The sequence below is a fragment of the Winogradskya humida genome, from assembly GCF_016862215.1.
Lineage (GTDB): Bacteria > Actinomycetota > Actinomycetes > Mycobacteriales > Micromonosporaceae > Actinoplanes > Actinoplanes humidus.
Map to the genome: position 1 here is coordinate 181,047 of NZ_BOMN01000086.1, position 24,707 is coordinate 205,753.

Sequence of the window (24,707 nt, forward strand, 5' to 3'; positions counted from 1 at the left end):
CTGCCTCACACGGCATTTCTCCGAAGGTCGGCGCCCTTTTGGCCGACATGTGCGGTGCCAGTTGGTTGCCGTACCCGGGAGTAAATGCATGCGTCGCCGCCTCCGCCCTGTTGCGTGGGTGGCGTTCGCGCTGGTCCAGGCCGGTCTGTACGTTTTCCCGGCGCATGCCGTCCTGATCTACAGCCTCTGCATGATGGTCGCGACCGCGACCGGCGCCGTGCTGCACGGGCTCTTCGCGCTCAGTCGCCGCGGTCACGCGCGCCGGGTCTGGACGATCACCTCGATCGGCCTGGCGTGCTGGGCCTTCGCCGAGATCTCCGTCGGCATCGGGGCGGCCGTTACCGGTCACGCCGGTGGTCGCGGGACCGCTGCCACCGTGCTCAACCTCGCCGCGTTCGGTTTCGCGGTCGCCGGGATGCTCTCCATACCGACCGCGCCCCGCGGTGCCGGCGGCAAGCTGCGGATGGTCTTCGACGGCATAGTCGCCGCCTGTGCGCTCATGGGCGCGGTCTGGGTGCTGCTGTTCGGGCCGCTCAGCCGGATCGAGAGTCCTTCCGACGCGATCGTCGACCTCAGTTACCCGGTGCTCGCCGCGGGTGTGCTCGCCATCGCGCTGGTGCTGCTCAGCGGGCAGTCGTTGCGGCGGCGTAGCGCGATGACGGTGGTCACCGGTGGTGTGGTCGTGCTGACCGTGACGCTGCTGGTGGAGGTCGTCGCGAACGTCTTCGGCATCGGCTGGCTGCACCCGGCGGTGCACGGCGGCTTCATCGCGGCTGCCGGGATCCTCGCCGCGGCGCCGTTCTCGAGCCTGCCCGAGGGCGAGGAGCGGGTGTGGGCGCCGTCGACGCGGTTCGGCAATCTGGTTCCGTACGCCCCCGTGGTGATCTTCATCGGGGTCGGCGTGACGTTCGTGATCCAGGGGCGCACGTTCGACACCGGGACCGTGCTCGCCGTGGTCGTCCTGGTGGTCGCCGTCTTCGGCCGCCAGTTCGTCGAGCTCCGGCTCAACGCCGCGCTCAGCCGCAGTCTGGTCCGGGAGCGCGAGCGGTTCGCCCACGACGCCGCGCACGACACGCTGACCGGGCTCGCCAACCGCGCCAGGCTCACCGCCGAGCTCGCCAAGGACCCGGTGGCCGCGCTGCTCCTGGTCGACCTCGACGGCTTCAAGGCGGTCAACGACACGTTCGGGCACGCCACCGGCGACAAACTGCTGATCACCGTGGCGCAGCGGCTGCGGGACGCGGTGGGCGACGACGCGCTGCCGGCCCGGCTCGGCGGTGACGAGTTCGCGGTGCTGGTCCGGCACGGTGACGTCGACGACGCCCGGGGCATGGCCCGCGCGATCCTGGACCGGCTGGGCGAGCCCGGTCTGCCCGCCGCGGTCGGTGCCAGCATCGGCATCGCGACCGCCGCCGCGGCTGAGGATCGCGACCACCTGCTGCACGAGGCCGACATGGCCATGTACGAGGCCAAGAACAACGGCAAGGGCACCTACAAGGTGTACGACCGGGAGCTCGCCGCCCTCGCCGAGCAGCGCCGCCGGTTGCAGGCCGAGCTCGCCGTGGCGCTCGCCGAGGGGCAACTGTTCGTCGCGTACCAGCCGGTGGTCGACCTGGCCAGCGGTGCCTCGCACGCCGCCGAGGCACTCGTGCGCTGGCGGCACCCGACCCGCGGCCCGATCCAGCCCGACGACTTCCTGCCCGCCGCCGAGGACGCCGGACTGCTCGTGGAGATCGACCGCTGGGTGCTCGACGCGGCGGCGGCTCAGCTCGCGGAGTGGCGTCAGATCGATCCGGCGTACACGATCGCGGTGAACCTGTCGGTGGCGTACCTGGTCTCCGGGCGGGTGGTCGAGGACGTCCGCACGGCGCTGCGCGAGCACGGACTGCCGGGCAACTCGCTGACCGTCGAGGTGACCGAGTCGTCGCTGATCGCGGATCTGGACGCGGCGGCCACCACGCTGCGTGAGGTGAAGGCGCTGGGCGTACGCATCTCGCTGGACGACTTCGGTGTGGGCTACTCGTCGCTGACCTACCTGCGCAAGCTCCCGGTCGACGTGGTGAAGATCGATCGCTCCTTCGTCCGCGAGCTGGCCTGGGACAACAAGGCGAAGGTGCTGTTCAAGGCGGTGCTGGACCTGGTCCACGCGCTCGGTCTGACCTGCGTCGCCGAGGGCATCGAGGAGCCGCGGCAGCTGGGCCAGCTGCTGGCCATGGGCTGCGCCCGCGGTCAGGGATATCTGTTCTCACCGCCGGTGACCGCCGACCTCGTCCAGATCGGCCCGCACCGCCCCAGGGCCCGGATGACGGCCTCTTCCAAGACTTAATGATCGTTCAGTGTTGCCCTACGATGGGCGCATGGACGCAGCCGACATAACCGCCGGACGCGAGCGGTGGCAGAAGCGGTACGACGCCGCACGCAAGCGCGACGCCGACTTCACCACGCTCTCCGGATTGCCCGTCGACCCGGTCTACGGGCCGGCGCCCGGTGACACGGTGGACGACTTCGAGCGGATCGGATGGCCGGGCGAGTTCCCGTACACCCGGGGCCTCTATCCCACCGGCTACCGCGGGCGGACCTGGACCATCCGGCAGTTCGCGGGGTTCGGCAACGCGCGGCAGACCAACGAGCGCTACAAGATGATCCTGGCCGCGGGTGGCGGCGGGCTCAGCGTCGCGTTCGACATGCCGACCCTGATGGGCCGCGACTCCGACGAGCCCGAATCGCTCGGCGAGGTCGGCCACTGCGGCGTCGCGATCGACTCGGCCGCCGACATGGACGTGCTCTTCGACGGCATCCCCCTGCAGGACGTCACGACCAGCATGACCATCTCCGGCCCGGCGGTCCCGGTCTTCTGCATGTACCTCGTCGCCGCCGAACGCCAGGGCGCCGACCTCAGCAAACTCGACGGCACGCTGCAAACCGACATCTTCAAGGAATACATCGCGCAGAAGGAGTGGCTCTTCACCCCGGAGCCGCACCTGCGCCTGATCGGCGACCTGATGCAGTGGTGCGCGGCCGAGATCCCGCACTACAAGCCGCTGTCGGTCTCCGGTTACCACATCCGTGAGGCCGGGTCGACCGCCGCTCAGGAGCTCGCGTACACCCTGGCGGACGGTTTCGGCTACGTCGAGCTGGGCCTGTCCCGCGGCCTGGACGTCAACCAGTTCGCGCCCGGGCTGAGCTTCTTCTTCGACGCGCACGTCGACTTCTTCGAGGAGATCGCCAAGTTCCGGGCCGCCCGCCGGCTCTGGGCCCGGCACCTGCGCGACGACTACGGCGCGACCAGCGAAAAGGCCCTCTGGCTCAAGTTCCACACCCAGACCGCGGGGGTCTCGCTCACTGCGCAACAGCCGGTCAACAATGTTGTACGCACAGCGGTCGAAGCGCTCGCCGCTGTGCTCGGTGGCACCAACTCGCTGCACACCAACGCGCTGGACGAGACCCTCGCCCTGCCCACCGACGAGTCCGCCGAGATCGCGCTGCGCACCCAGCAGGTGCTGATGGAGGAGACCGGGGTGACCAACGTGGCCGACCCGCTCGGCGGCTCGTGGTACCTCGAGGCGCTCACCGACCGGATCGAGGCCGAGGCGGAGGAGATCTTCGCCCGGATCCGCGAGCTGGGCGAGGACGGCACGATCACCGCCGGCATCCTGCGGGGCATCGAGGACGGCTGGTTCACCGCCAACATCGCCGAGGCCGCCTTCTCCTATCAGCAGTCGGTCGAGAAGGGCGAGAAGCGGATCGTCGGCGTCAACGTGCACACCGGCACGGTTGCCAAGGACCTGGAGATCCTTCGCGTCTCGCATGAGGTCGAGCTGCAGCAGCGGCGCGAGCTCAGTGGTCGCAAGGACGGCCGTGATTCCGTACGCGTGAAGCACGCTCTTGATCGTCTTATCGAAGCCGCGCGCAGCGGCGAGAACATGATCCCCGCGATGCTGGACGCCGCCCGGGCCGAGGCCACGCTGGGCGAGATCTGCGGCGTGCTCAAGGACGAGTGGGGCATCTACCGCGAGCCCGCCCGCTTCTAGGCCTTCAGGCCCTTCAGCATGATGTCGAGATAGCGGTCGGCGGCCTCATCCTGGTCGCCGCCGCTGCGGACCGCGTACTGGACCCCGCACGTGAGGCGGCGCACGTCGTCCGGCGTCACGTCCGGGCGCAGGACCCCGGCCTGCCGGGCGCGCTCGATCACCTGCAGCGACACCCTGCCGAGCTCCTTGCTGAGCACCAGGGTCTCGGTGCACTCGAACGTCGGCGCGGCGAGCACCTTCGCGAGGGCGGCGTCGGTGAGCTGGCTGCGCAGGCCGGCGCGGAGCAGGTTGGTCAGTCCCTCGGCGACGTCCGGGTTCTCCGCCGCCTTCTTCGCCTCGTCGACCAGGGCGCGGTAGCTCTCCTCGGCCAGTGACTCCAGCAGCGCCTCGCGCGTGGCGAAGTGCCTGTACATGGTGCCCACCCCGACGCCCGCCTCCTTGGCGATGGCGTTCATCGGCAGCTCCAGGTCGCCCGCCGCGATGCGGTCCCGGGCGGCGGTGAGCATGCGGGTGCGTACCCGGGCGGAATCTGCTCGCAGCGACACCCTCCGAGGATATCTCATCCGCTGGCTGCGGATTTTTTATCCGTTTACCTGCTACGGTGGGTCTCCGGGTGGCGGATTATTTATCCGCTCATGCTTCTGTCGGAGGTTGATCATGGCTATGAGCTGGAACTATGACGAGATGCCGGATCAGGCCGGGCGTACGGTGATGATCACCGGAGCGAGCAGCGGGCTCGGCCTCGTCCTGACGTCGGAATTCGCCCGGCGCGGTGCGACGGTGATCATGGCGGTGCGCGACACGGCCAAGGCCGCCTCGGTCCGGCCCTCCGGGGATGTCGAGATCCGCGAGGTCGATGTCGCCGACCTGGACTCGATCCGGCGTTTCAGCGACCGGATGCATCGTGATGGCCGGCACCTCGACGTGCTGATCAACAACGCGGGCATCGGGGCGCAGACCCGGCAACTGACCCCGCAGGGCTACGAGCGGGTCTTCGCCACGAACCACCTCGGCGCGTTCGCCGTCACCGGGCTTCTGCTCGACCTGTTCCGGCCCGATCACGACCCGCGGATCGTCGCGGTCGGCTCCAACCTCTACCGGCGAATCAAGGTCAGGACCGGCTTCGAGGACCTCAGCGCGGCGGACGGGTTCGCGCCCGGGGCGGCGTACGTCAAGTCAAAGGTTGCGAATCTCCTGTTCGGAGCCGAGCTGGACCGTCGGCTGCGTCTGGTGGGGAGTCCCGTCCGGAGCTTCCTCGCGCACCCGGGCATGGCCGCCACGCCGATGAACGCCACCGCCTCGGGCTTCGTGCAGACCGCCTTTCTGAAGCTCGGCGGTGCGCTCTTCTCCCGCCCGGCCGAACAGGGCGCGCTCGCCCTCGCGTTCGCGGCCACCAGCCCCGCCGCTCAAACCGGGGTCTTCCTCGGGCCCGCCGCGCGGAAAAAGGACATCCGTGTGCACTTCGACCCGCTTGCCGCCCCTGCGGACGACCCGTTGCTGGCCGCTCGGCTGTGGCAGATCTCCGAGGACGCGACGGGTGTGCGCTACCTCCGGTCAGAGGATCTTGGTGGTCGGGTGTGACGCTTGATATCGCCTGCCCGGCGGCGCGGCGAATGGGCCCATCTGCGTGCGAGACTTGGTAACCATGAGCGACCCACGGACCACTCCGTCGATCTTCACCCGCGGCGCGGTCGACCTCGGTGCCCTGCGCCCGGCAACCAGGCCCGCCGGGCCCGCCGATCCCGCCCGCGTGCCCACCGGTGCGGCCCCGGCCGGTCAGCCCGCCATCCCCGGCGCCATTCCCGGCGCTGGGCACGGCCCCGCGGTCATCGACGTGACCGAAGAGAATTTCCAGACGACGGTGCTCGAGCTGTCGATGTCGACCCCGGTCATCCTCGACTTCTGGGCCGAGTGGAGCGAGGCCTGCAAGCAGCTCTCGCCGGTGCTCGAGAAGCTCGCCGTCGAATACGGCGGCAGCTGGGTGCTCGGCAAGGTCGACGTGGACGCCAACCCGCGACTCGCCCAGGCACTGCGCGTCCAGAGCATCCCGACGGTGATCGCGGTCGTGGGCGGCCAGCTCGTCGAGGGCTTCCCCGGCGTCATCCCCGAGCCCGAGATCCGCCGCTACGTCGACGCCGTCCTCAAAGCCGGCGGCATCGAGGTCGCCGCCCCCGAGGACCCGCGGATGGACGCCGCCGACGACGCGCTGATGACCGGCGACCTCGACGAGGCCGAAGCGGCATACCGCAAGATCCTCGCCGAGTCCCCGCAGGACCACGCCGCGGAGTCCGGCCTCGCCCAGGTCGAGCTCTACCGCCGCGTCACCGGCGTCGACGCGGAAACCGTCATGGCCAAGGCCGCCGACGACCCCGACGACATCGAGAGCCACCAGCTCGCCGCCGACATCGAGGTCCTCAGCGGACAGGCCCCGGAGGCGTACGACCGCCTCGTCGCCCTCGTCAAACGAACCACCGGCGAGGAACGCGACGCCGTCCGCAAACGCCTGCTCGGTCTCTTCGCCGTCGCCGGCCCGGACGACCCGGCCGTGGCAACAGCCCGCCGCGCGCTCGCCCGCGCGCTCTTCTAAACCCCTTTTCGCACCTTCGTACGGGGGCTCCATGCGCCGCATAGCCGTGCTCGACGCACCGTCCAACCTCGGTCTGCGCCCACCAACCGCGACCTCGGTGCCCGGCTGCGCAAAAGCGCCTGGAGCCCTGCGCGACCAGGGCCTCCTCCGCCGCCTCAACGCCCGCGACGCCGGCTGCCTCACCCCACCCCGCTACGACCCCGGCGACTGGCGACCGGGCGACGGCGTGGCACACGCCCGCGAGATCGCCGGCTACTCCCGCCGCCTCGCCGACCGCATCGGCGCCATCCTCGACCAGGGCGAATTCCCCGTCATCCTCGGCGGCGACTGCTCCATCGTCCTGGGCTCAGCCCTCGCGATGCACCGCCTGGGCGAAGCGGTCGGCGGCCACATCGGCCTGATCTTCATCGACGGCCACTCCGACTTCCGCCACCCCGGCAACGCCTCCTACGTCGGAGCAGCCGCCGGCGAGGACCTGGCCCTCGTCACCGGCCGAGGCCAGGTCGACCTGGCCGCCATGGAAGGCCGCCGCCCCTACTACCGCGACATCGACGTGGTCGTCATGGGCATCCGAGCCCAGGACGAATACCGCCTCGACCTCCAGGCCGCAGGAATCGTCACCCGCCCGGTCCCCACCCTGAGAGCCGAAGGCGCCGCCCGAAGCGCCCAATGGGCCCAGGACCAACTCGCCGACTGCGCCGGCTACTGGGTCCACCTCGACGTCGACGTCCTCGACCCGGCCGTCATGCCCGCCGTCGACGCCCCGGAACCCGGCGGCATCGCCTTCCCCGAGCTGGAAATCCTCCTCGCCGCCCTCGTCGAATCCCCCCACTGCCTCGGCGTAGAAATCACGGTCTTCGACCCCGACTACGACCCCGACGGCACCTACGCCGAAGAAATCACCTCCGCCCTCGTCTCCGGCCTCCAATCAGCCCACACGGTCGACGCCCGCCCCGACCTGATCGCCGCCCGCCGCGACCTCCTCACCCCGGAGACCCCCGGCCGTTTGGGGCCCGCGACACGCCCGGGGTCGCTCTCTGGGGGCCTCGCTGGGGGCTCAGGGTCGGTTTCTGAAGGCCCGGGGTTGCTCGCTGAGGACGCGGGGTCGGTCCCTGGGGGCGTGGGGTCGGTCCCTGGGGGCGTGGGGTCGCTCTCTGAAAGACCAGGGTCGCTTCCTGAAGGCGTGGGGTCGCTCTTTGAAGGGCCTGAGTCGCTCTCGGAAGGGCGAGGATTGCTCTCGGAAGGGCGAGGATTGCTCTCGGAAGGGCCAGGATTGCTCTCGGAAGGGCCAGGGTCGTCTGAGGACTTCCGCGACGACGAACCGGACCCGATCCAGGAACGCCGGGCAGACGCAGCAGACGATGACGTCGTTTTGGCCGCGGCAGCCCTGACCGCCGGCGGTCCGTTCGGCACGAGGCAGGATTCAGCCCTGCCAGCCACAACGCTCCTGGCCATCGAAGACAACCCAGACCCCGCCGCGCCCCGCCCTATCGACGCCGCTCCAGCAGACTTCCCCGACACTCCCGCCTCGAGCGAATACCTCGCCGCTGACCCGGACGCCGCCAATCCGGACCCCGCCGACCCGGACGGCCTCAACCCTGGCGAGATCGAGCCCTATGGCGCCGCCGCCTCCAGGACAGAATCAGATGCCGCTGACCCGGATGAGCCTGAGTCCTATGGGGCTGACCCGGCCGGGGCCTATTGGCCTGAGCCCAACCACGACCAGGCCGATCCCGCCAACCTCCATCGGATCGAATCGGCCCCTCATGACCCCGATCCCGTGGACCCCGATCCCGCCGACCTCGAACAGGTGGAGCCCGAAGGAACCGAGCTCGATCACACCGCCCTCGACGGCGTGGAGTCGGACGGCACCGAGTTCGATCACGTCGATGCTGGTCATATGGGCGTGGACGGCGCCGAGCACAACGACATTGATCCAGACCACACCGAGCCGAATCCAAAGGACGACACGGAGGGTGACCTACCCGGCGATGTGTCGCTGACCGACGCCGACACCGAACCATCAGCCGAGACCGATCCTGTCCTCGAGCTTGAGTCGGCCACCGAGCCAAGGTCCGAGCCCGAGCCAATGTCCGAGCCAGTGTCCGAGCCCGAGCCCGTGTTCGAGGTCGAATCGGCGTTCGAAGCCGGCTCGGCGTTCGAAGCCGGCTCGGCGTTCGAGCTTGAGCCGGTCCGCGGGTCCGAGCCGGCAGCAACGTCCGAGTCGGTGTTCGAGCCCGAGTCAGGCTCCGAGCTAGAGCCCGTCGCGGAATCCCAGCCGACGTCCGAGCTTGGGCCGACGTCCGAGCTTGGGCCGACGTCCGAGCTTGGGCCGACGTCCGAGCTTGGGCCAGGCTTCGAGCCCGAGTCAGGCTTCGAGCTTGAGCCGGTTGCAGAGGCCGAGCCGACGCTCGAGTCCGAGGGTAGGGCTGACTCCGGGTTGGTGTCCGAGTTCGAGCCGGCGGCTGATGCCGAGTCGGTTGTCGAGTTCGAGCCGGCGGCCGGGGCGGAATCTCAGACCGATCCCGAGCCGGCGGCCGGCGGGGAATCTCGGAGCGATCCCGACCTGGAGCCCGGCTCTGACATCGAGTGGGAGTCCGAGTCTGTCCACGAGGACAAGACCGAGCTTGACCACGGGCCCGGGGCCGAACAAGAGACCGACATCCACGTCGAGTCGGAGCCCGGCGCCGAGGGCAGCGCCGGCTCCGCGAACGATGCCGGCCATGAGCTGGCGGCGGAATTCGAAGCGGAAGCCGACGTGCGCCCCGAACATGCTGCTGACGCGCCACTGAGGCCGCTCGGGTCGGCTCCGCTCCTGGATTCTGCGCCGCTGCCCGCGACGATGCCGGGCATGCTGCGACCGAGGACCGTGGAGGATTTCACCCTTCCGGTCCAGCGTCCCGCCTTCGAGGTCGGCCCCGGCGAACGCGCCGACGTCACCTGACCCGCCCGGCCCGGCAGGCTCGCCCGGCAGGCTCGCCCGGCCACCGCTGGTGATGGCACGGGAAGACCTTCAGCCAACGGCCGGCCGGCTTGGGTTTATGGCCGCGCGACCACCGGAGCTCGGGGTGGTCGCGCGGGCGGGGTGTTACTTGTTGAGGGTGGTCAGGAAGCGGTTGACGATCGGGACGGCGGCTTCGGAGCCGAGGCCGCCCTTCTGGACCATGACGGCGAAGGCGATGTCGCCCTGCCAGCCGATGAACCAGGAGTGGGTCTCTTCGGAGCCGTCGGCGAATTCGGCCGTGCCGGTTTTGCCGGAGACGGGGCCGCCGGGGACCTTTTGGAGCGCGTCGCCGGTGCCCTTGGTGACGACCTCTCGCATCATGGTTTTGAGGGGCTGGATCGAGGTGTCGGCCAGTTTGGCGCCGTCCGGGAGGGCGGCGGCGGGGGCGGGGTCCAGGACGAGTTTGGGCTGTTTGAACTGGCCTCGGGCTACTGCTGCGGTGGCGCCGGCCATGGCGAGGGGGCTGACGGCGGTGGCGCCTTGGCCGAAGGTGGCGGCGGCCAGTTCGGTGGGGGTGTCGGCGGGGGAGAGTTTGCCGCTGAAGGCGTCGACGCCCAGGTCCCACTTGGTGCCCAGGCCCAGGGCTGTTCCTGCTGCCTGGAGGCCGTCGGCGCCGAGTTTGCCGGAGACGTTGACGAAGGCTGTGTTGCAGGATTTGGCGAAGTCCGTGCGGAAGGGGACCTGGCCGAGCTTCATCTCATGGGAGTTCTTGAATTCCCGGCCGCTGACCTTGACCGTGGCGGGGCAGTCGACCTTGCCGTCCAGGGTGACCGCTTTTTTGTCCAGCAGGCCCAGGGTCGAGACCATTTTGAACGTTGAACCGGGAGGGACCTGACCGGTGAGGGCGGTGTTGACCGCGCCGCCGTCGGGGCCGTTGGAGACGGCCAGGATCGTGGAGTCGCTGATCTTGATGGCGACGAGGGCGCTGGCGTTCTTCTCGGGGGCGACCGCGGCGTCGGCGGCTTTCTGGGTGTTGACGTCGAGGGTGGTCTTGATCGATTTTCCGGCTACCGGGTCGGTGCTGAAGATCTGGGTTTCGTCGACGTCGTCAGCCGGGGTCTTGAGGGCGATGACCACGGTCTGGGCGGCGGTGCCGCGCAGTTGGGTGTCGTAACGTTCCTGCAGGCCGCCGTGGCCGACCATGTCGCCCTGGGTCAGGGTGCCGGGGTTGGCGTCGAGATCCTCGCGGGTGGCGGCGTCGACAGTGCCGAGCAGGGCGCGGGCGAAGGCTCGGGTGGGTGCGAGTTCACGGTTCTCCTCGCGGAACACCGTGCCGGGCAGGGTGCGTACCTTGGTGCGGACCTTGTCGTAGTCCGGACGTCGCAGGGTGACCACGTCCACGAAGGCCGTCGGGTCGGAGTTCTTGAGCCTTGTGGTCAGGTCTTTTTCGTCGAGGGTGACCCCGATCGTCTTGAACGCCGCGTTGAGGTCCTTCAGGAGCTTCGCCTGGTCGGTCATCTTCTCGGGGCTGATGCCGATCGTGACCACCGGGGTGGGTGTGACCAGTGGTTTGCCCGCGGCGTCGAGGATGTCGCCGCGGTCCGCCGCCTTGGCGCGCACCTTCAGGCTGTCGCCCTCGGTCAGTTTGGTGTGCACGATCGCGGGCTCCCAGACGACCTGCCAGCCGTCCGAGCTCTGCTTCGTGAGGCGCACGGTGCTCTGGTAGGCCCAGGTGGCGCCGCCGGGCAGCGTCCACGCGAGATTGATCGGCTCGGTGGCGTTCTTGCCCGACTCCGTCGCCTTGCCGGCGGGCTCCAGCTTGGTCAGGTTCGGGGCCAGGTCCCCGGTGAGGGCTTTGAGCTGGGTGGTGACATCGGTCGCGGCGATCTTGGCCCCGGCGGCTGTGACGAAGCCGACCTTGCTCAGGTCGGACTTGCGCCAGCCCTGCAGGAAGGCGTCGACGGTGTCACCGGGCCCATCCGATCCCGAGCAGGCGGCAGTGCCGGTGCCGGCGACCACGAGGCAGGTCAGGACCGCTAGTGCACGGCGGGCGTGGGGGATCGTAGGCATGAAGCACCCTTCCGAGGGTACGAATCAGAAACCGTTCGGAACGGTAACCTCTCGAGGCACGTCCCGTTGACCCGTGCTGGGTGAGATGTAGCGAATTCGTTGCCGGATCTTCGTCTCGGACCCCGGGTCCGCACAGAGTGTCAGACCCACGTTCTAGGCTTAGGCCCGACACGTCGAACCCACAGTGCGGTGGGTGAGGGGAGCGGTCTGTCATGCCTGCAGCCGACGAGGCAGCGAACGAATCCGATCCTGAGCTGGACTTCGGGCCAGGTCCCGGGCTCGCCCTGACGGGGCGGCTCGGAACCTCCGATGACGAGCTCGATGAGCCGCTGCCCAACGCCGAGCGCCTCGTGGCGCAGGCCGTGGGGCTGGCCGGCCAGGATCACCCGACGGCCACACTGGTCGATCGCTTCTGGCGGTTCGCGCCCGATGAGGAGCTGGTCGGCTACACGGCCGACGAGATGTTCGAGGCCGCCCGCGGGCATCGCGAGCTGGCCGCCGAGCGGCTGGCCGGCGAGCTCAAGCTCGACATCAGCGCGCCCTGCACCGGCCAGCCACACACGGTGATCTCGATCGTCACCGACGACATGCCGTTCCTGGTCGACTCGGTGACCGCGCTGCTGACCGCCCACCAGCTCCAGGTGCATCTGCTGGTGCACCCGCTGATCGTGGTGCGCCGCGAGCCGCTCGGCAGGCTCGCGCAGGTCGAGGCCAACGTGGAGCCCGACGACGCGATCGAGGGCGACCTGGTCGAGAGCTGGATCCGGGTCGAGATCGACCCGGTGCGCAGCGAGGAGGCCCGCGAGCAGCTGCACAACGAGCTGCGCCGGGTGCTGACCGATGTGCGCGACGCGGTGGACGACTGGCCGCGGATGCGTCAGCGGGCCGTGGTGATCGCCGACGAGCTGGCCGCCGCGCGGGGCTCCGACCGCAAGCTGCCGGTGCCCGACAAGGACGTCACCGACTCCATCGAGCTGCTCAAATGGCTCGCGCACGACCACTTCACGTTCCTCGGCTACCGCGAATACCAGCTCAGCGAGGACGGCGACCTGCTCTCCGCGGTTCCGGGCAGCGGGCTCGGCATCCTGCGCGGCGACCAGAGCACCCCGCGCAAGCTCTCGTCGATGGCTCCCGAGGCGCACAAGCGGGCCCTGGAGAAGCGGCTGCTGGTGATCACCAAGGCCAATTCCCGGGCCACGGTGCACCGCTCGGCCTATCTGGACTACATCAGCGTCAAGGTCTTCAACGACCGGGGCGAGGTCTGCGGTGAGCGGCGCTTCCTGGGTCTGTTCTCCAGCTCGGCCTATCGCACCAGCGTGCGTGAGCTGCCGGTCGTGCGGCGCAAGGTCATGGAGGTGCTCGACCGCTCCGGCCTGTCGCCGCGCGGGCACTCCGGCAAGGATCTGCTGCAGATTCTGGAGACCTATCCGCGTGACGAGCTCTTCCAGATCAAGACAGACGATTTGTACGAAGCAGTGGTCGGCGTGCTGCGGATGGCCGGCCGCCGTCAGTTGCGGCTCTTCCTGCGGCGCGACGGTTACGGCCGCTTCATCTCGTGCCTGATCTACCTGCCGCGCGACCGGTTCACCACCGGCAACCGGCAGGCCATGCAGGAGATCCTGCTGCGCGAGCTGAACGGCATCGGTGTCGACTACACGACCCGGGTGACCGAGCGGATGCTCGCGCGGGTGCACTTCATCGTGCGCACCGACCCGTCCGACCCGCCGGGCGGCGTCGACCCGAATTCGCTCGCCGAGATGCTGGCCGACGCCACCCGCATGTGGGACGACGACTTCTCCCTGGTGCTCGATCGCAAGCTGGGCGAGGAGCCGGCCAAGGATCTCTTCGCGCGGTACGCGGTGGCGTTCCCCGACAGCTACAAGGACGGGCACACGCCTTACGAAGCGGTGCAGGACATCGCCAAGCTGGAGCTGCTGGAAGAGTCCGGGCAGCTCGAGATGCACCTCTACCGCAAGCGCCGGCTCAACCGCGACGGGTGCGCCGAGCCCGACGACGCCGACGTGCGCTTCAAGGTCTTCCGCTACGGCGAACCCATGATGCTCTCCGCGGTGCTTCCGGTGCTGCACTCGCTCGGCGTCAAGGTGGTCGACGAACGGCCCTATGAGGTGCGTCGTCAGGACGGCACCGTTTACCTGTACGACTTCGGTCTGCTGCCACCGGCGTCGCACCACGAGCTCTCCGAGGTCCGCCCCCAGGTCGAGAACGCGTTCGCGGCGGCGTGGTCCAACGAGGCCGAGGTTGACGGGTTCAACGAGCTGGTCCTGCGCGCCGGGCTCACGTGGCGTCAGGTGGTCGTGCTCCGGGCGTATGCGAAGTATCAGCGGCAGACCGGGGCGGTGTTCTCGCAGCGGTACGTGGAATCGACTTTTATCGCGTACCCCACGATTGCCAGGCTCTTGATCGAGCTTTTTGAGACTCGCTTCACGCCGGGGCTGGAGATCACCGAGGAAGAGCGCACCCGGCTCGGTGACGATCTGGTGGAACAGATCACCGCGCTGCTGGACACGGTGGAGAGCCTCGACCAGGACCGGATCCTCCGGTCGTACCTCACGCTCATGATGGCGACCCTGCGCACCAGCTTCTTCCAGAAGACCGCCGATGGGCGACCCAAGTCCTACATCGCGTTCAAGCTGGACCCGACCGCCATCCCGGACCTGCCGCAGCCCCGACCGAAGTTTGAGATCTTCGTCTATTCGCCGCGCTTCGAGGGTGTGCACCTTCGTTTCGGTACGGTCGCGCGTGGCGGTCTGCGCTGGTCGGACCGGCGGGAGGACTTCCGCACGGAGGTGCTCGGTCTGGTCAAGGCGCAGATGGTGAAGAATTCCGTGATCGTGCCGGTGGGCGCCAAGGGTGGCTTCGTGCTGAAGCAGAAGCCGGGCGACCGCGACGAGGCCGTCGAGTGTTACAAGCGGTTCATCGGCGCCCTGCTCGACGTCACCGACAACATCCATAGCGGCAAGATCGTCCCTCCGGTGGACGTGGTCCGGCACGACGGCGACGACCCCTACCTGGTGGTCGCGGCCGACAAGGGCACCGCGACGTTCTCCGACATCGCCAACGAGATCTCGGTGAGCAAGGACTTCTGGATGGGCGACGCGTTCGCCTCCGGCGGGTCCGCGGGCTACGACCACAAGAAGATGGGCATCACCGCGCGCGGCGCCTGGGAATCGGTCAAGAAACACTTCCGCGACCTGGGAACCGACACGCAGACCCAGGACTTCTCGGTGGTGGGCGTCGGGGACATGTCCGGCGACGTCTTCGGCAACGGCATGCTGCTCAGCGAGCACATCCGGCTGCTGGCGGCCTTCGACCACCGGCACATCTTCCTGGACCCCGACCCCGACCCCGCCATTTCGTACGCTGAACGGCGCCGGCTTTTCGACCTGCCGCGCTCGTCGTGGGCCGACTACGACGCGTCGCTGATCAGCGAGGGCGGCGGGATCTATCCGCGGTCGGCCAAGTCGATCCCGGTCAGCCCGCAGATCCGCGCGGCCCTCGACCTGGGCAGCGCGACCGCGGTCAGCCCGGCCGACCTGATGCGCGCGATCCTGGCCGCCCCGGTCGACCTGCTGTGGAACGGCGGCATCGGCACCTATGTGAAGGCGGCCTCCGAGACCCACGCCGAGGTCGGTGACAAGGCCAACGACGCGATCCGGGTCAACGGCGCCGAGCTGCGGGCCAAGGTGGTCGGTGAGGGCGGCAACCTGGGCCTGACCCAGCGCGGCCGCATCGAGTACGCCCTGGCCGACGGCAGGGTCTTCACCGACTTCATCGACAACTCGGCCGGGGTGGACTGCTCCGACCACGAGGTCAACATCAAGATCCTGCTCGGCGGCGCGGTCACCGACGGAGAGCTGACGCTGCCCGAGCGCGACGAGCTGCTGGCCGCCATGACCGACGAGGTCGGCGCTCTGGTGCTGCGGGACAACTACGAGCAGGCGACGGCGCTCGGCAACGCGCGTCAGCAGGCCCACTCGCTGCTGCCCGTGCACCGCCGGATGCTCATCGCACTGGAGCAGTCCGGCCAGCTCAACCGCGAGCTGGAGGCCCTGCCCACCGACAAGGAGCTGGCCGCACGGTACGAAGCGGGGGACGGGCTGACTCCGCCGGAGTTCGCGGTGCTCCTCGCGTACGTGAAGATCTCGCTGGAGCGGCAGGTCCTGGCCGACCCGATCGTCGATGAGGAATGGACCCACGGGGTCCTGTCCCGGTATTTCCCCACCCCGCTGCGTGAGCGGTTCGCCGCCCGGATGGCCGGCCACCGCCTGCGCCGCGAGATCATCTCGACCGCCCTGGTCAACGAGGTGGTCAACCGGGGCGGCACCTCGTTCGTCTTCCGCGCGATGGAGGAGAGCGGCGCCTCCGCGGCCGACGTCATCCGCGCCTACGTGGTGGTCCGCGACGTGTACGGCCTGCGCGAGATCTGGGCGGCCGCCGAGGGCCTCGACAACAAGGTCCCGACGTTCGCCCAGACGCTCGTCTACCTGGAGACCCGCCGCCTGCTCGACCGCGCGGTCCGCTGGCTGGTCAGCAACCGCCGCTCCCCGCTCGACGTCGCCGCCGAGATCAACCACCTGAGCCAGGGCGTCGGTGCCATGCTCCTGCAGCTCTCCGAGGTCGTCATCGGCGCCGAACGCCGCTCCCTCGAAGCCCACGTCGACATGCTCACCGGCAACGGCGTCCCCGAGGAGCTCGCCCGCGGCGTCGCCCGAGTGGTTTACGGCTTCGGCACCCTCGACATCCTCGAAACCGCCAAAACCACCGGCCGCGGCGCCACCGAGGTCGCGAACGTCTACTTCGTCCTCTCCGAGCGCTTCAAGATCGACGTCCTGCTCTCCCACATCTCGCGCCTCCCCCGCGGCGACCGCTGGCAGACCCTCGCCCGCATGGCGTTGCGCTACGACCTCTACTCAGCCCTCGCCGGCCTGACCGCCGAAGTCCTCCAATCAACCCCGTCAGAGGCCCCCGCCGAGGACCGGGTCTCCGAATGGGAGCAGACCAACGCCGCCTCAATAGCCCGAGCCGGCAACGCCATGGGCGACATCGACGAATCCCCGGGCGACCTGGCAGCCCTCTCCGTCCTCCTCCGCCAGATCCGCACCCTGGTCAAAACCTCGTCCGCAGCCTGACCGGAGCCCCGGCCCGGGCAACGACTGCCCGGGCCGTTCGCTCTCAACCGGCCGCCCCGACCGTTCGCCGCCGGGCCGGCCGCCGACGGTCGTTGGCTGCCAACCGGCCTGCCCTGAGCCGTTCGCTGCAACCGGGCCGCCGGGGTCGTTGGCTACCAGCCCGGCCGCCGGGGGTTGTTGGCTATCAGCCCGGCCGTCCGGGGTTGTTGGCTATCAGCCCGGCCGTCGGGGCCGTTGGCTATCAGCTCGGCCGTCGGGGTTGTTGGTTGCCAGCTCGGCCGTCGGGGTTGTTGGTTACCAACCGGGACGCCCGAGCCTTCGGTCTCAGGCGGCCGCGCCCGGGCCTTCGCTGGATGGGCCAGGCATCTATGCTTCCGGCCCGTGCCCAGGCTCCGCAGGATGTCTGCGCTCACCCTCATAGGCGTCCTTCTCGCCGCTGCCGTCGCCGCTTGCGACAGCGACGCCGCCCAGGCCTCCACCCCGGATCCGTCCACCGCCTACCTGGCCGAGGTGCGTGCGGCGCTCGACAAGACGCGGAGCTCGTACTTCGTGTGGGAGTCAACCGGCAACGTGCCGGGGGAGCTCGCGGGAAAAGACCTGGGTGGCGCCACACTCTCCGGTCACGGCTTTCGACCCCGGAACCAAGGTATTTCTACCGGAGCGTGGCGATTGACGGCACCGCCGAGGACAGGAAGAGGATCCGGAAAGCCTCAGCGCAGACCGTGACCGGCAACGATTTCTACCTGAGCGACATGCCGCCCGAGGGGCAACCAGGGCCGGCGTTCCACGTCGATCTTGATCAGCCGCCGCGGGGTACCGTGCTCTACACGATCAACCAGGACGACCCGACCGGCATAGATCGGTTCACCGCGGCGGTCGAGCGGGTGACGGATAAGACCGACCATCAGTACCGGGGCTTCTTCAAGGCCGTGCCAGGCGAATTCCTCCCCATCGGTGTTCCCGTCGTCGGCGGGCCCGCTGGTCACGGACGAGATCGGCGGGTCGGCTCGATATGGCAGTGCATCCCGCCGACGGCCGGAGCCTGAAGTTCCACATCATCTACTCGTTTCTGGGCCGGAAGTCCCCGATTACCGGCCCGAAGCAGTTCAGCGAGGCCGATGAGAACCTGCTCCTGGAGGACGGCGTGATAACTGGCTGAACGCGGGCGGCAGCGGCGCTGAGCTGGAAAGATCTCTGCGAGTGCGCCCCTTGACCGTGGTCATGTCCAGCTGTGCTGCCGCGCTCGTGGCGACCACCAGCGCATTCGTGTTCGAGGAACCCGGTGTGCGTTACGCCGCCGAGGCTCTGTCATTGCTGGCGATGGCAGGCTGTGCGGTCCTGGCCGGCGCGCAGGTGCCGGGGCGGGTGCGCGGGGCGCTGGTCGCTTTCTGCCTGCTGCTGGCGGCCGGGGCGGCGGTCAGATTCGCGGCTCACCAGGTGTCCTATCCGAGTATCGGCCCGCTGGAATCGAGAGTCTGTCCCGGCGAGCAGGCAGCGAACTATTGGGGCAGGCAGCTGCGTTACCAGCAAGCCGCGGAGATCCTGCGTTTCGCCGCCTTCGTAGTAGGTCTTTATTGTGTGCGAACTGTGCCGCGATCCCTCCGCCGACGGTCACCGCTCGAGCGTTCGGTCACCCTGCTTGTTCTGGTGCTGGTGGTTCTTGCGGGGCTCAGCCCGCTCGCGGAAGACCCGGCGTCCTCGCCCGCAGTGCTCGGCGTCATTACCGTGGCGGCGCTGGTCTGGGTGTCGGCGGGCAGGATCGATGACCGGCCGGTCGCCGGTGCACTGCTGGTCGCAGGCGCGGGTTGGATGCTGCCGTCCACCGTATTTGCCGTGGGCGAGTTGGCCGCCACCAGGGATCAGGCATCGTTCCCCGACCTGAACGGGGCGATCAACGCTTGCGTGGTGTTCGTCAGCCCGGAGTCCGACTGGTCGACGGTCCTGGCGTTTCTGGAGTTCGGGCCGATGGCGATGATTTTCGCCGCGCCGGCCGTCTTTGCCGGGGCGATTCTGTGGTTACACCGAGGAGCGGAAGCGGCGTAGGCGGAGGCTGTTGGCGACGACGAAGATGGAGCTGAAGGCCATGGCTGCGCCTGCGATCATCGGGTTGAGCAGGCCCGCGGCGGCCAGGGGCAGGCCCGCGACGTTGTAGGCGAAGGCCCAGAACAAATTGCCATGAATGATCTGCACCGTACGCCGGGAGAGCCGCACCGCGTCCACCGCCGCCGACAGGTCGTCGCGCATCAGGGTGAGGTCGGACGCCTCGATCGCCACGTCGGTGCCGGCGCCCATGGCGATGCCCAGGTCGGCCTGCGTGAGGGCGGCAGCGTCGTTCACGCCGTCGCCGACCATGGCGACCACGCGACCCGAGGCCTGGAGGCGTTTGACCACGTCGAGCTTGCCCGAGGGGAGGACCTCTGCCACCACCTCGGTCACGCCGATCTCCGCGGCGACTTTGTCGGCCACCGCCTGGGCGTCACCGGTGAGCAGGACCGGGGTCAGGCCTAGCCGGCGGAGGCGGGTGATTGCCGGGGCGCTCGACGGGCGTACCGAATCGGCGAGGCCGAGGCGTCCGCGGGGCGTGCCGTCGACGCGGACCTCGACCCACGTCAGGGCGGTGTCGCCCGTGCCGCGGGTGATCTCGACGAGCTGGCCCGCCACCGTGCCGCGCACCCCGACGCCCGCCGTTGCCTGGAAGTTGGTGACCGCGGGCAGTGGGCCGTGCTCGCGGGCGGCGCGGGTGATCGCGCGGCCGAGCGGGTGCTCCGACGCGGCCTCGACCGCGCCGGCGAGCAGGAGAACGTCGGGGGTCAGGTCGGTCTGCTGGACCGTCATCGTGCCCGTGGTGACCGTGCCGGTCTTGTCGAGGAGGATGGTGTCGACGCGGCGGACGGATTCGAGGGCTTCGACGCCGCGGATCAGGATGCCGAGCTGGGCTCCCCGGCCCGTGCCGACCAGCAGGGCTGTCGGGGTGGCCAGGCCGAGGGCGCAGGGGCAGGCGATGATCAGCACGGCGACCGCGGCCGTGAACGCGGACGCCACCCCGTGACCGGCGCCGAGCCAGTAACCGAGGGTCGCCACGGCGAGGACGAGGACCACCGGGACGAAGACGCCGGAGATGCGGTCGGCGAGCCGCTGGACTGCTGCCTTTCCTGCCTGGGCGTCCTCGACCAGGCGCGCCATCTGGGCGAGCTGCGTGTCGGCGCCGACCCGGGTGGCCCGCACGATCAGGCGGCCCCCGGCGTTGACCGTGCCACCGGTCACCGGGTCACCGACCGTCACTTCGACGGGGACGGACTCGCCGGTGACGAGGCTGCGGTCGACGGCGGACGACCCCTCGGTCACGGTGCCGTCGGTGGCGACCTTCTCGCCGGGTCGTACGAGGAAGAGATCTCCTGTTTTGAGGTTGTCGATCGGCAGCTCGGTGCCGTCCCGGAGCGTGACTGTCTTGGCGCCCAGCTCCAGCAGTGATCGCAGTGCGTCACCGGCACGGCGCTTGGCCCGAGCCTCGGCGTAACGGCCGGCCAGCAGGAAGCTCGTGACCCCGGCGGCCGCCTCCAGATAGATCGCGTCACCGTCGGAGCCTGCACGCAGCGTGAACGGGTGGGTCATGCCGGGCATCCCAGCGTCACCGAGGAAGAGTGCCCACAGTGACCAGAGGAAGGCGGCGAGCGTCCCGACGGAGACGAGCGTGTCCATCGTGGCTGCGCCGTGCCGCAGGTTGACCAGGGCGGACCGGTGGAACGGCCACCCGCCGTAGACCACGACCGGGGCAGCGAGGGTGAGAGACAGCCACTGCCAGTAGTCGAACTGCCAGGCCGGGACCATCGCCAGGACTATCACCGGCACGCTCAGGGCGACGGAGATCAGGAGCCGGGTCCGCAACGGGTCGCCGGCGGGCTCGGGAGCGGGAACGGCGGCGGGCTCAGCCGCGGTGTAGCCGGTTTTCTCGACCACGGCGATGAGGTCGGCGACGGTCAGCTCCGCGGGCACGGTGGCGCGCGCCTTCTCGGTGGCGTAGTTGACGGTGGCCGTCACGCCGTCGAGCCGGTTGAGCTTCTTCTCGATGCGATTGGCGCAGGCGGCGCAGGTCATGCCGCCGATCTCGAGCTCGATCTGCCGGGTCACGCCCACCACTCTATACCCCTCGGGGGTACCCGGCCCGTATTGTGACCCGTCATGCAGACGCTGCCCCGCGCCCGAGCCGCGACCTCTGTCGTCTTCGCCGTGCACGGCGCGGTCACCGGTACGTTCGCGGCGCGCGTACCGTGGATCGCTGATCATGTCGGGGTCGGTGCGGGCGGTCTCGGCATCGCGCTGCTGATGCCGGGTGTCGGGGCACTGCTGGCCATGCCGCTGTCCGGGCGGCTCGCGCACCGCTACGACCTGCGCAAACTCACCCGGGTGCTGATCCTTCTCTGGTGCGCGGCGCTGATCCTGCCCGCGCTGCCCACGTCGATCTTCGTGCTGTGCCCGCTGCTCGTGGCCTACGGCGCGGCGGCCGGCGTCGCGGACGTGGCCATGAACGCGCAGGCGGTGCTGGTCGAGGAGCGCTACGGCCGCTCGGTGATGTCGAGCTTCCACGGCTACTGGAGTGTCGGCGGGCTGGCCGGCTCGGCGGTGGCGGCCGCCGCGGCGCGCGCCGGCCTCGACGCCCGGATCCACTTCCTGATCACCGCGGCGGTGCTGGCCCTGGTCAGCGTCGTGGCCTGTGCAGGTCTGCTGTCGCACCGCTCGGCACCCGACACCGCGGAGCCGCCCGCGTTCGCCCTGCCGAGCCGGGCCGTGCTGCCGATCGGGCTGGTCGCGCTCTGCGCGGTCTTCGCCGAGGGCGCCGGGCTCGACTGGTCGGCGGTCTACGTCCGTGACGTCGTGGGCGACACCGCCGGAACCGCGGCGCTGACGGTGTCGGTCTTCTCGATCAGCATGGCGCTGGCCCGCTTCGCCGGCGACCGGGTCATCCAGCGGCTCGGGCCGGTGACCACGGTCCGGGTCGCCGGGATCGGCGCGAGCGCCGGCGCGGTCACGGTGGTCCTGAGCGACCACGTCGCCCCGGTGCTGATCGGCTTCGGGCTGCTCGGCGTGGGGATCGCGGTCGTGGTGCCGCTGGTCTTCGCCACGGCGGGGCGGATCGGCGAGCACCCGGGGCGCAGCCTGGCGGGAGTGGCTGGGATCGCGTACGGCAGCGGGCTCGTCGCCCCCGGTATCATCGGAGGAATCGCCCACCTGACGTCCCTCACCACCTCGTTCGTTCTGGTCGCGGCGCTTACCGTGGTGATGGGACTGTCGGCGCGGGTGCTGCGCCCGGCACCGGTCCCACGGGCCGGATAGGGGACAGCGATGCGGGCGACGGCGATCGACAACTCGGTGGCGGAAGCGGTGGACGAGGGCCTCGGCACCCCGATCCTCGTACTGCACGGCGGCATGGGCGACCCGTCGGCGTGGGAGCGCGTCACCGCCCGGCTGCGGCACCGCTTCCGGACGATCCGCCTGCACCGGCGCCAGTACCGGCTGGACCTGCCCGCCCCGGTCACGATGGCCGACGAGGTGGAGCACGTCGCGGCGATCGCGTCCGAGGTGGACCGGCCGCTGCTGGTCGGCCACTCCTCGGGCGCGGTGCTCGCCCTGGAAGCGCTGGTCGCGGATCCGTCGCTGTATCGCGGCGCGGTCCTCTACGAGCCCCCGATCGTCATTGACGAGCCGCTCGGTGGCCCGAAACTCGTGCCCGCGCGCCAGGCCCTCGAGGCCGGCAAAACCGGCAAGGCGCTCGGCATCTTTCTGCGCGATGTGGTCGGCATGCCGGTGCCGTCGGCCGCGCTCGCCGGCTTCGTCGTGGGGCGCAGCGGCTATGCCCCGCGCGTGACCCGCCAACTCGATGACAACGACCAGATCGATGCGCTCGGGGTACGCCTCCCGGCGTACGCGAAGATCGACCTGCCGGTCCTCCTGATCGGCGGCGACAGGTCCCCGGCCCACCTGGCGTCGCGATTGGACGCGCTGGAGAAGGCGTTGCCCCGCTCGCGGCGGCTGCTGATGCACGGCCAGGGGCACAGCGCCGAGCTGCGCGCGCCGGGCCGGGTCGCCGCGGCGATCGAGAAGTTCCTCGACGAAGCCTGCGGTGTGTGAGCCGGACGCTGTCTTCCGGCGGTTGCTCCCGAAACCAGCGGAGCGCCCGGCTCACCATCTGTACCGCGGCGAGGCGTCCGGACTGGTCCCGAAGTCCGGAGCTCGCCGGCGGCATCCCCAGATCCACCTGCAAACATGACGCTACGTGATGATCGTCCGACAAGGGAAGCGCAGGGTGCGGGAATTGACCGTTCGGACGGGGCGGCATGTGCGGCGGAACACTTGGAACCCGGCATTAGCGGCTTAATCGGGCGTATTGATTACTCTGCGTTATTGCAGTCGTGTGTGCGGAGAGTGAAGAGGCAGCGGCGGGTGGCGGCCCGCCGCTGCCTCAGTTCCGGGGGTGGAGCAGGCCGAGCGCCGCTGCCGCGGCCCTGCCGTTGACCTCGCCGGCGCCGTAGGTCGTCAGGAACGCCCGGGCGCCGGTGGGGCGCCAATCGGACGGCCACCCCATCTCCACCACAACACCAGTATGGCGCCTGGTGAGCGATTCGATCAGGTACCGGTTCTCCTCGGTGCGGTGCAACCGTCTGCCGATGATCACGATGGGCCGTGATCCGGCCCGGGCGATGAGCTCATCGGCCGAGGTCGAGGCCGCTGCGATCGACAGCGCGGGTACGCCGAGACCCCAGGGGACGCGGCCCTCGACGATGGTCGAGCCGGTGTGCAGCTTGATCACGAGGACGTCGCCGAAGTCCGCCACGGAACCCTCGATGCGCAGCGCACGCCGGGCCACCTCCCAGCCGATGTCCGCGGCGGGGGCGAGCATCGCGGTGCGGGCGGCGGGGGTGAGTGCTGCCGTGCGGGCTGCGGCGTCCTCCAGGCGGGTGCGGGGGAGCCGGCCGTCACCGACCGCGGTGACGATGTCGGTGACCACGGTGGTGACGAGGGCGGGGGTGACGTGGGCGCCCAGGCAGAGCAGGTCGGCGCCCGCGGCCAACGCCAGCACCGCCGCCGGGCCGGGACCGCCGACAGCCCCGGCGGCGCCGCGCATTTCCAGGGCGTCCGTGATGATTGCGCCGCTGAACGCGTACTCATGGCGGAGAAGATCTTGCAGCACCGCGCGGGAGAATGTCGCCGGGCCCGCACCGGTCAGAGCCGGGATTCTCAGGTGTGCGGTCATGATCGCGGCTGTTCCGGCGGCGATGGCCGCGGCGAACGGCGGAAGGTCGCGCTCACGCAGCACCGCGAGGGGAGCGTCGACCACGGGCAGGTCGAGGTGGGAATCCGTGCGGGTCGCGCCGTGGCCGGGGAAATGCTTGGTGCAGGCCAGGACGCCGGCCGATTGCAGACCCGTGACCGCAGCTGCCGTGTGCCGGGCGACAAGGGCCGGGTCGGAGCCGAAGGAACGCGTACCGATGACGGGATTGTCGTCCGTGGTGTTGACGTCCGCCACGGGGGCGAAATTCAGGGTGATGCCGCACGCCGCCAGCTCAGAACCGATCGATGTGTACGCCGTCCGCGTCAGCAGAACATCGTCGACCACCCCGAGCGCCGCGTTCCCCGGGTACGCGCTGCCCGTCCGATGGGCAAGCCGGGTCACGTCGCCGCCCTCCTCGTCGGTGGCGATGAGCGCGTCCCGGCGTACCGATCGCAGTTGGGTGGTGAGATCGGCGACCTGAGCCGGACTTTCGATGTTCGTCCCGAAGAGGGTGACCCCGGCGAGCCCGTCCGCCAATGACCTGAGCAACCATTCCGGTACGTTTTTGCCGACAAAAGCCGCAAGAATGGTGCCCAGGGCGAGGCGTTGTAGCCCTGGGTCGATCGGCATGGTTACCTTCCCACCGATACGCTGCGGC

Annotated in this window: 13 protein-coding genes and 1 pseudogene; 10 read left to right on the top strand and 4 right to left on the bottom strand. The window is 69.8% G+C overall.

Annotation, left to right across the window (positions count from 1 at the left end; all coding sequences use genetic code 11):
* The first annotated feature begins 88 nt into the window (after window positions 1-88).
* Complete coding sequence (locus Ahu01nite_RS29800) at window positions 89-2,326, top strand: putative bifunctional diguanylate cyclase/phosphodiesterase (RefSeq protein WP_203839976.1); 2,238 nt, start codon at window positions 89-91, stop codon at window positions 2,324-2,326.
* 31 nt (window positions 2,327-2,357) lie between these two features.
* On the top strand, window positions 2,358-4,031 hold the full coding sequence (gene icmA, locus Ahu01nite_RS29805) for a coenzyme B12-dependent isobutyryl-CoA mutase large subunit (RefSeq protein ID WP_203839977.1): 1,674 nt from the start codon (window positions 2,358-2,360) through the stop codon (window positions 4,029-4,031).
* On the opposite strand, the gene Ahu01nite_RS29810 is transcribed toward icmA, so the two are convergent.
* A complete protein-coding gene (locus Ahu01nite_RS29810; RefSeq protein ID WP_203839978.1) occupies window positions 4,028-4,576 on the bottom strand; it encodes a TetR/AcrR family transcriptional regulator in 549 nt (182 codons plus the stop codon). The genes icmA and Ahu01nite_RS29810 overlap by 4 nt on opposite strands.
* Window positions 4,577-4,688: 112 nt before the next feature.
* On the opposite strand from Ahu01nite_RS29810, the gene Ahu01nite_RS29815 reads away from it, so the two are divergent.
* The 3 genes and pseudogenes from Ahu01nite_RS29815 to Ahu01nite_RS29825 form a co-directional block, all read left to right on the top strand.
* Window positions 4,689-5,612, top strand: coding sequence for an SDR family NAD(P)-dependent oxidoreductase (locus Ahu01nite_RS29815; protein ID WP_203839979.1), 924 nt, complete (start codon window positions 4,689-4,691; stop codon window positions 5,610-5,612).
* Between the two features lie 64 nt (window positions 5,613-5,676).
* Complete coding sequence (locus Ahu01nite_RS29820; RefSeq protein WP_203839980.1) at window positions 5,677-6,618, top strand: tetratricopeptide repeat protein; 942 nt, start codon at window positions 5,677-5,679, stop codon at window positions 6,616-6,618.
* Between the two features lie 31 nt (window positions 6,619-6,649).
* Window positions 6,650-7,792, top strand: a pseudogene (locus tag Ahu01nite_RS29825) (arginase family protein); the annotation flags it as partial.
* A gap of 1,914 nt (window positions 7,793-9,706) precedes the next feature.
* Here Ahu01nite_RS29825 and Ahu01nite_RS29830 read toward each other — a convergent pair.
* A complete protein-coding gene (locus Ahu01nite_RS29830; RefSeq protein WP_203839981.1) occupies window positions 9,707-11,632 on the bottom strand; it encodes a penicillin-binding transpeptidase domain-containing protein in 1,926 nt (641 codons plus the stop codon).
* A gap of 212 nt (window positions 11,633-11,844) precedes the next feature.
* Here Ahu01nite_RS29830 and Ahu01nite_RS29835 point away from each other — a divergent pair, with 212 nt between their 5' ends.
* From Ahu01nite_RS29835 to Ahu01nite_RS29845, 3 genes are all read left to right on the top strand, one after another.
* Window positions 11,845-16,782, top strand: coding sequence for an NAD-glutamate dehydrogenase (locus Ahu01nite_RS29835; RefSeq protein ID WP_203839982.1), 4,938 nt, complete (start codon window positions 11,845-11,847; stop codon window positions 16,780-16,782).
* A 662-nt stretch (window positions 16,783-17,444) separates the two neighbouring features.
* Window positions 17,445-17,828, top strand: coding sequence for a hypothetical protein (locus tag Ahu01nite_RS29840; protein ID WP_203839983.1), 384 nt, complete (start codon window positions 17,445-17,447; stop codon window positions 17,826-17,828).
* Between the two features lie 163 nt (window positions 17,829-17,991).
* On the top strand, window positions 17,992-18,825 hold the full coding sequence (locus Ahu01nite_RS29845; RefSeq protein WP_203839984.1) for a hypothetical protein: 834 nt from the start codon (window positions 17,992-17,994) through the stop codon (window positions 18,823-18,825).
* Here Ahu01nite_RS29845 and Ahu01nite_RS29850 read toward each other — a convergent pair.
* On the bottom strand, window positions 18,799-20,910 hold the full coding sequence (locus Ahu01nite_RS29850) for a heavy metal translocating P-type ATPase (protein WP_344572310.1): 2,112 nt from the start codon (window positions 20,908-20,910) through the stop codon (window positions 18,799-18,801). The genes Ahu01nite_RS29845 and Ahu01nite_RS29850 overlap by 27 nt on opposite strands.
* 51 nt (window positions 20,911-20,961) lie before the next feature.
* Here Ahu01nite_RS29850 and Ahu01nite_RS29855 point away from each other — a divergent pair, with 51 nt between their 5' ends.
* Both Ahu01nite_RS29855 and Ahu01nite_RS29860 read left to right on the top strand, forming a co-directional pair.
* The gene (locus tag Ahu01nite_RS29855) at window positions 20,962-22,113 is read left to right on the top strand and encodes an MFS transporter (RefSeq protein WP_203839985.1); all 1,152 of its coding nucleotides are present in this window, start codon (window positions 20,962-20,964) and stop codon (window positions 22,111-22,113) included.
* 9 nt (window positions 22,114-22,122) lie between these two features.
* Window positions 22,123-22,908 (top strand): alpha/beta fold hydrolase, encoded by a 786-nt coding sequence (locus Ahu01nite_RS29860; RefSeq protein WP_203839986.1) that lies wholly within the window; start codon window positions 22,123-22,125, stop codon window positions 22,906-22,908.
* A 331-nt stretch (window positions 22,909-23,239) separates the two neighbouring features.
* Here the strand turns inward: Ahu01nite_RS29860 and Ahu01nite_RS29865 are convergent, their stop codons facing one another.
* A complete protein-coding gene (locus tag Ahu01nite_RS29865; protein WP_203839987.1) occupies window positions 23,240-24,679 on the bottom strand; it encodes a glycoside hydrolase family 3 N-terminal domain-containing protein in 1,440 nt (479 codons plus the stop codon).
* Window positions 24,680-24,707 lie beyond the last annotated feature (28 nt).

Bases quoted from the DNA above. Each gene is read 5' to 3' on its own strand.
- Ahu01nite_RS29800 (WP_203839976.1), top strand. From the start codon at position 89: ATGCGTCGCCGCCTCCGCCCTGTTGCGTGGGTGGCGTTCGCGCTGGTC.
- icmA (WP_203839977.1), top strand. From the start codon at position 2,358: ATGGACGCAGCCGACATAACCGCCGGACGCGAGCGGTGGCAGAAGCGG.
- Ahu01nite_RS29815 (WP_203839979.1), top strand. From the start codon at position 4,689: ATGGCTATGAGCTGGAACTATGACGAGATGCCGGATCAGGCCGGGCGT.
- Ahu01nite_RS29820 (WP_203839980.1), top strand. From the start codon at position 5,677: ATGAGCGACCCACGGACCACTCCGTCGATCTTCACCCGCGGCGCGGTC.
- Ahu01nite_RS29830 (WP_203839981.1), bottom strand. From the start codon at position 11,632: ATGCCTACGATCCCCCACGCCCGCCGTGCACTAGCGGTCCTGACCTGC.
- Ahu01nite_RS29835 (WP_203839982.1), top strand. From the start codon at position 11,845: ATGCCTGCAGCCGACGAGGCAGCGAACGAATCCGATCCTGAGCTGGAC.
- Ahu01nite_RS29855 (WP_203839985.1), top strand. From the start codon at position 20,962: ATGCAGACGCTGCCCCGCGCCCGAGCCGCGACCTCTGTCGTCTTCGCC.
- Ahu01nite_RS29860 (WP_203839986.1), top strand. From the start codon at position 22,123: ATGCGGGCGACGGCGATCGACAACTCGGTGGCGGAAGCGGTGGACGAG.
- Ahu01nite_RS29865 (WP_203839987.1), bottom strand. From the start codon at position 24,679: ATGCCGATCGACCCAGGGCTACAACGCCTCGCCCTGGGCACCATTCTT.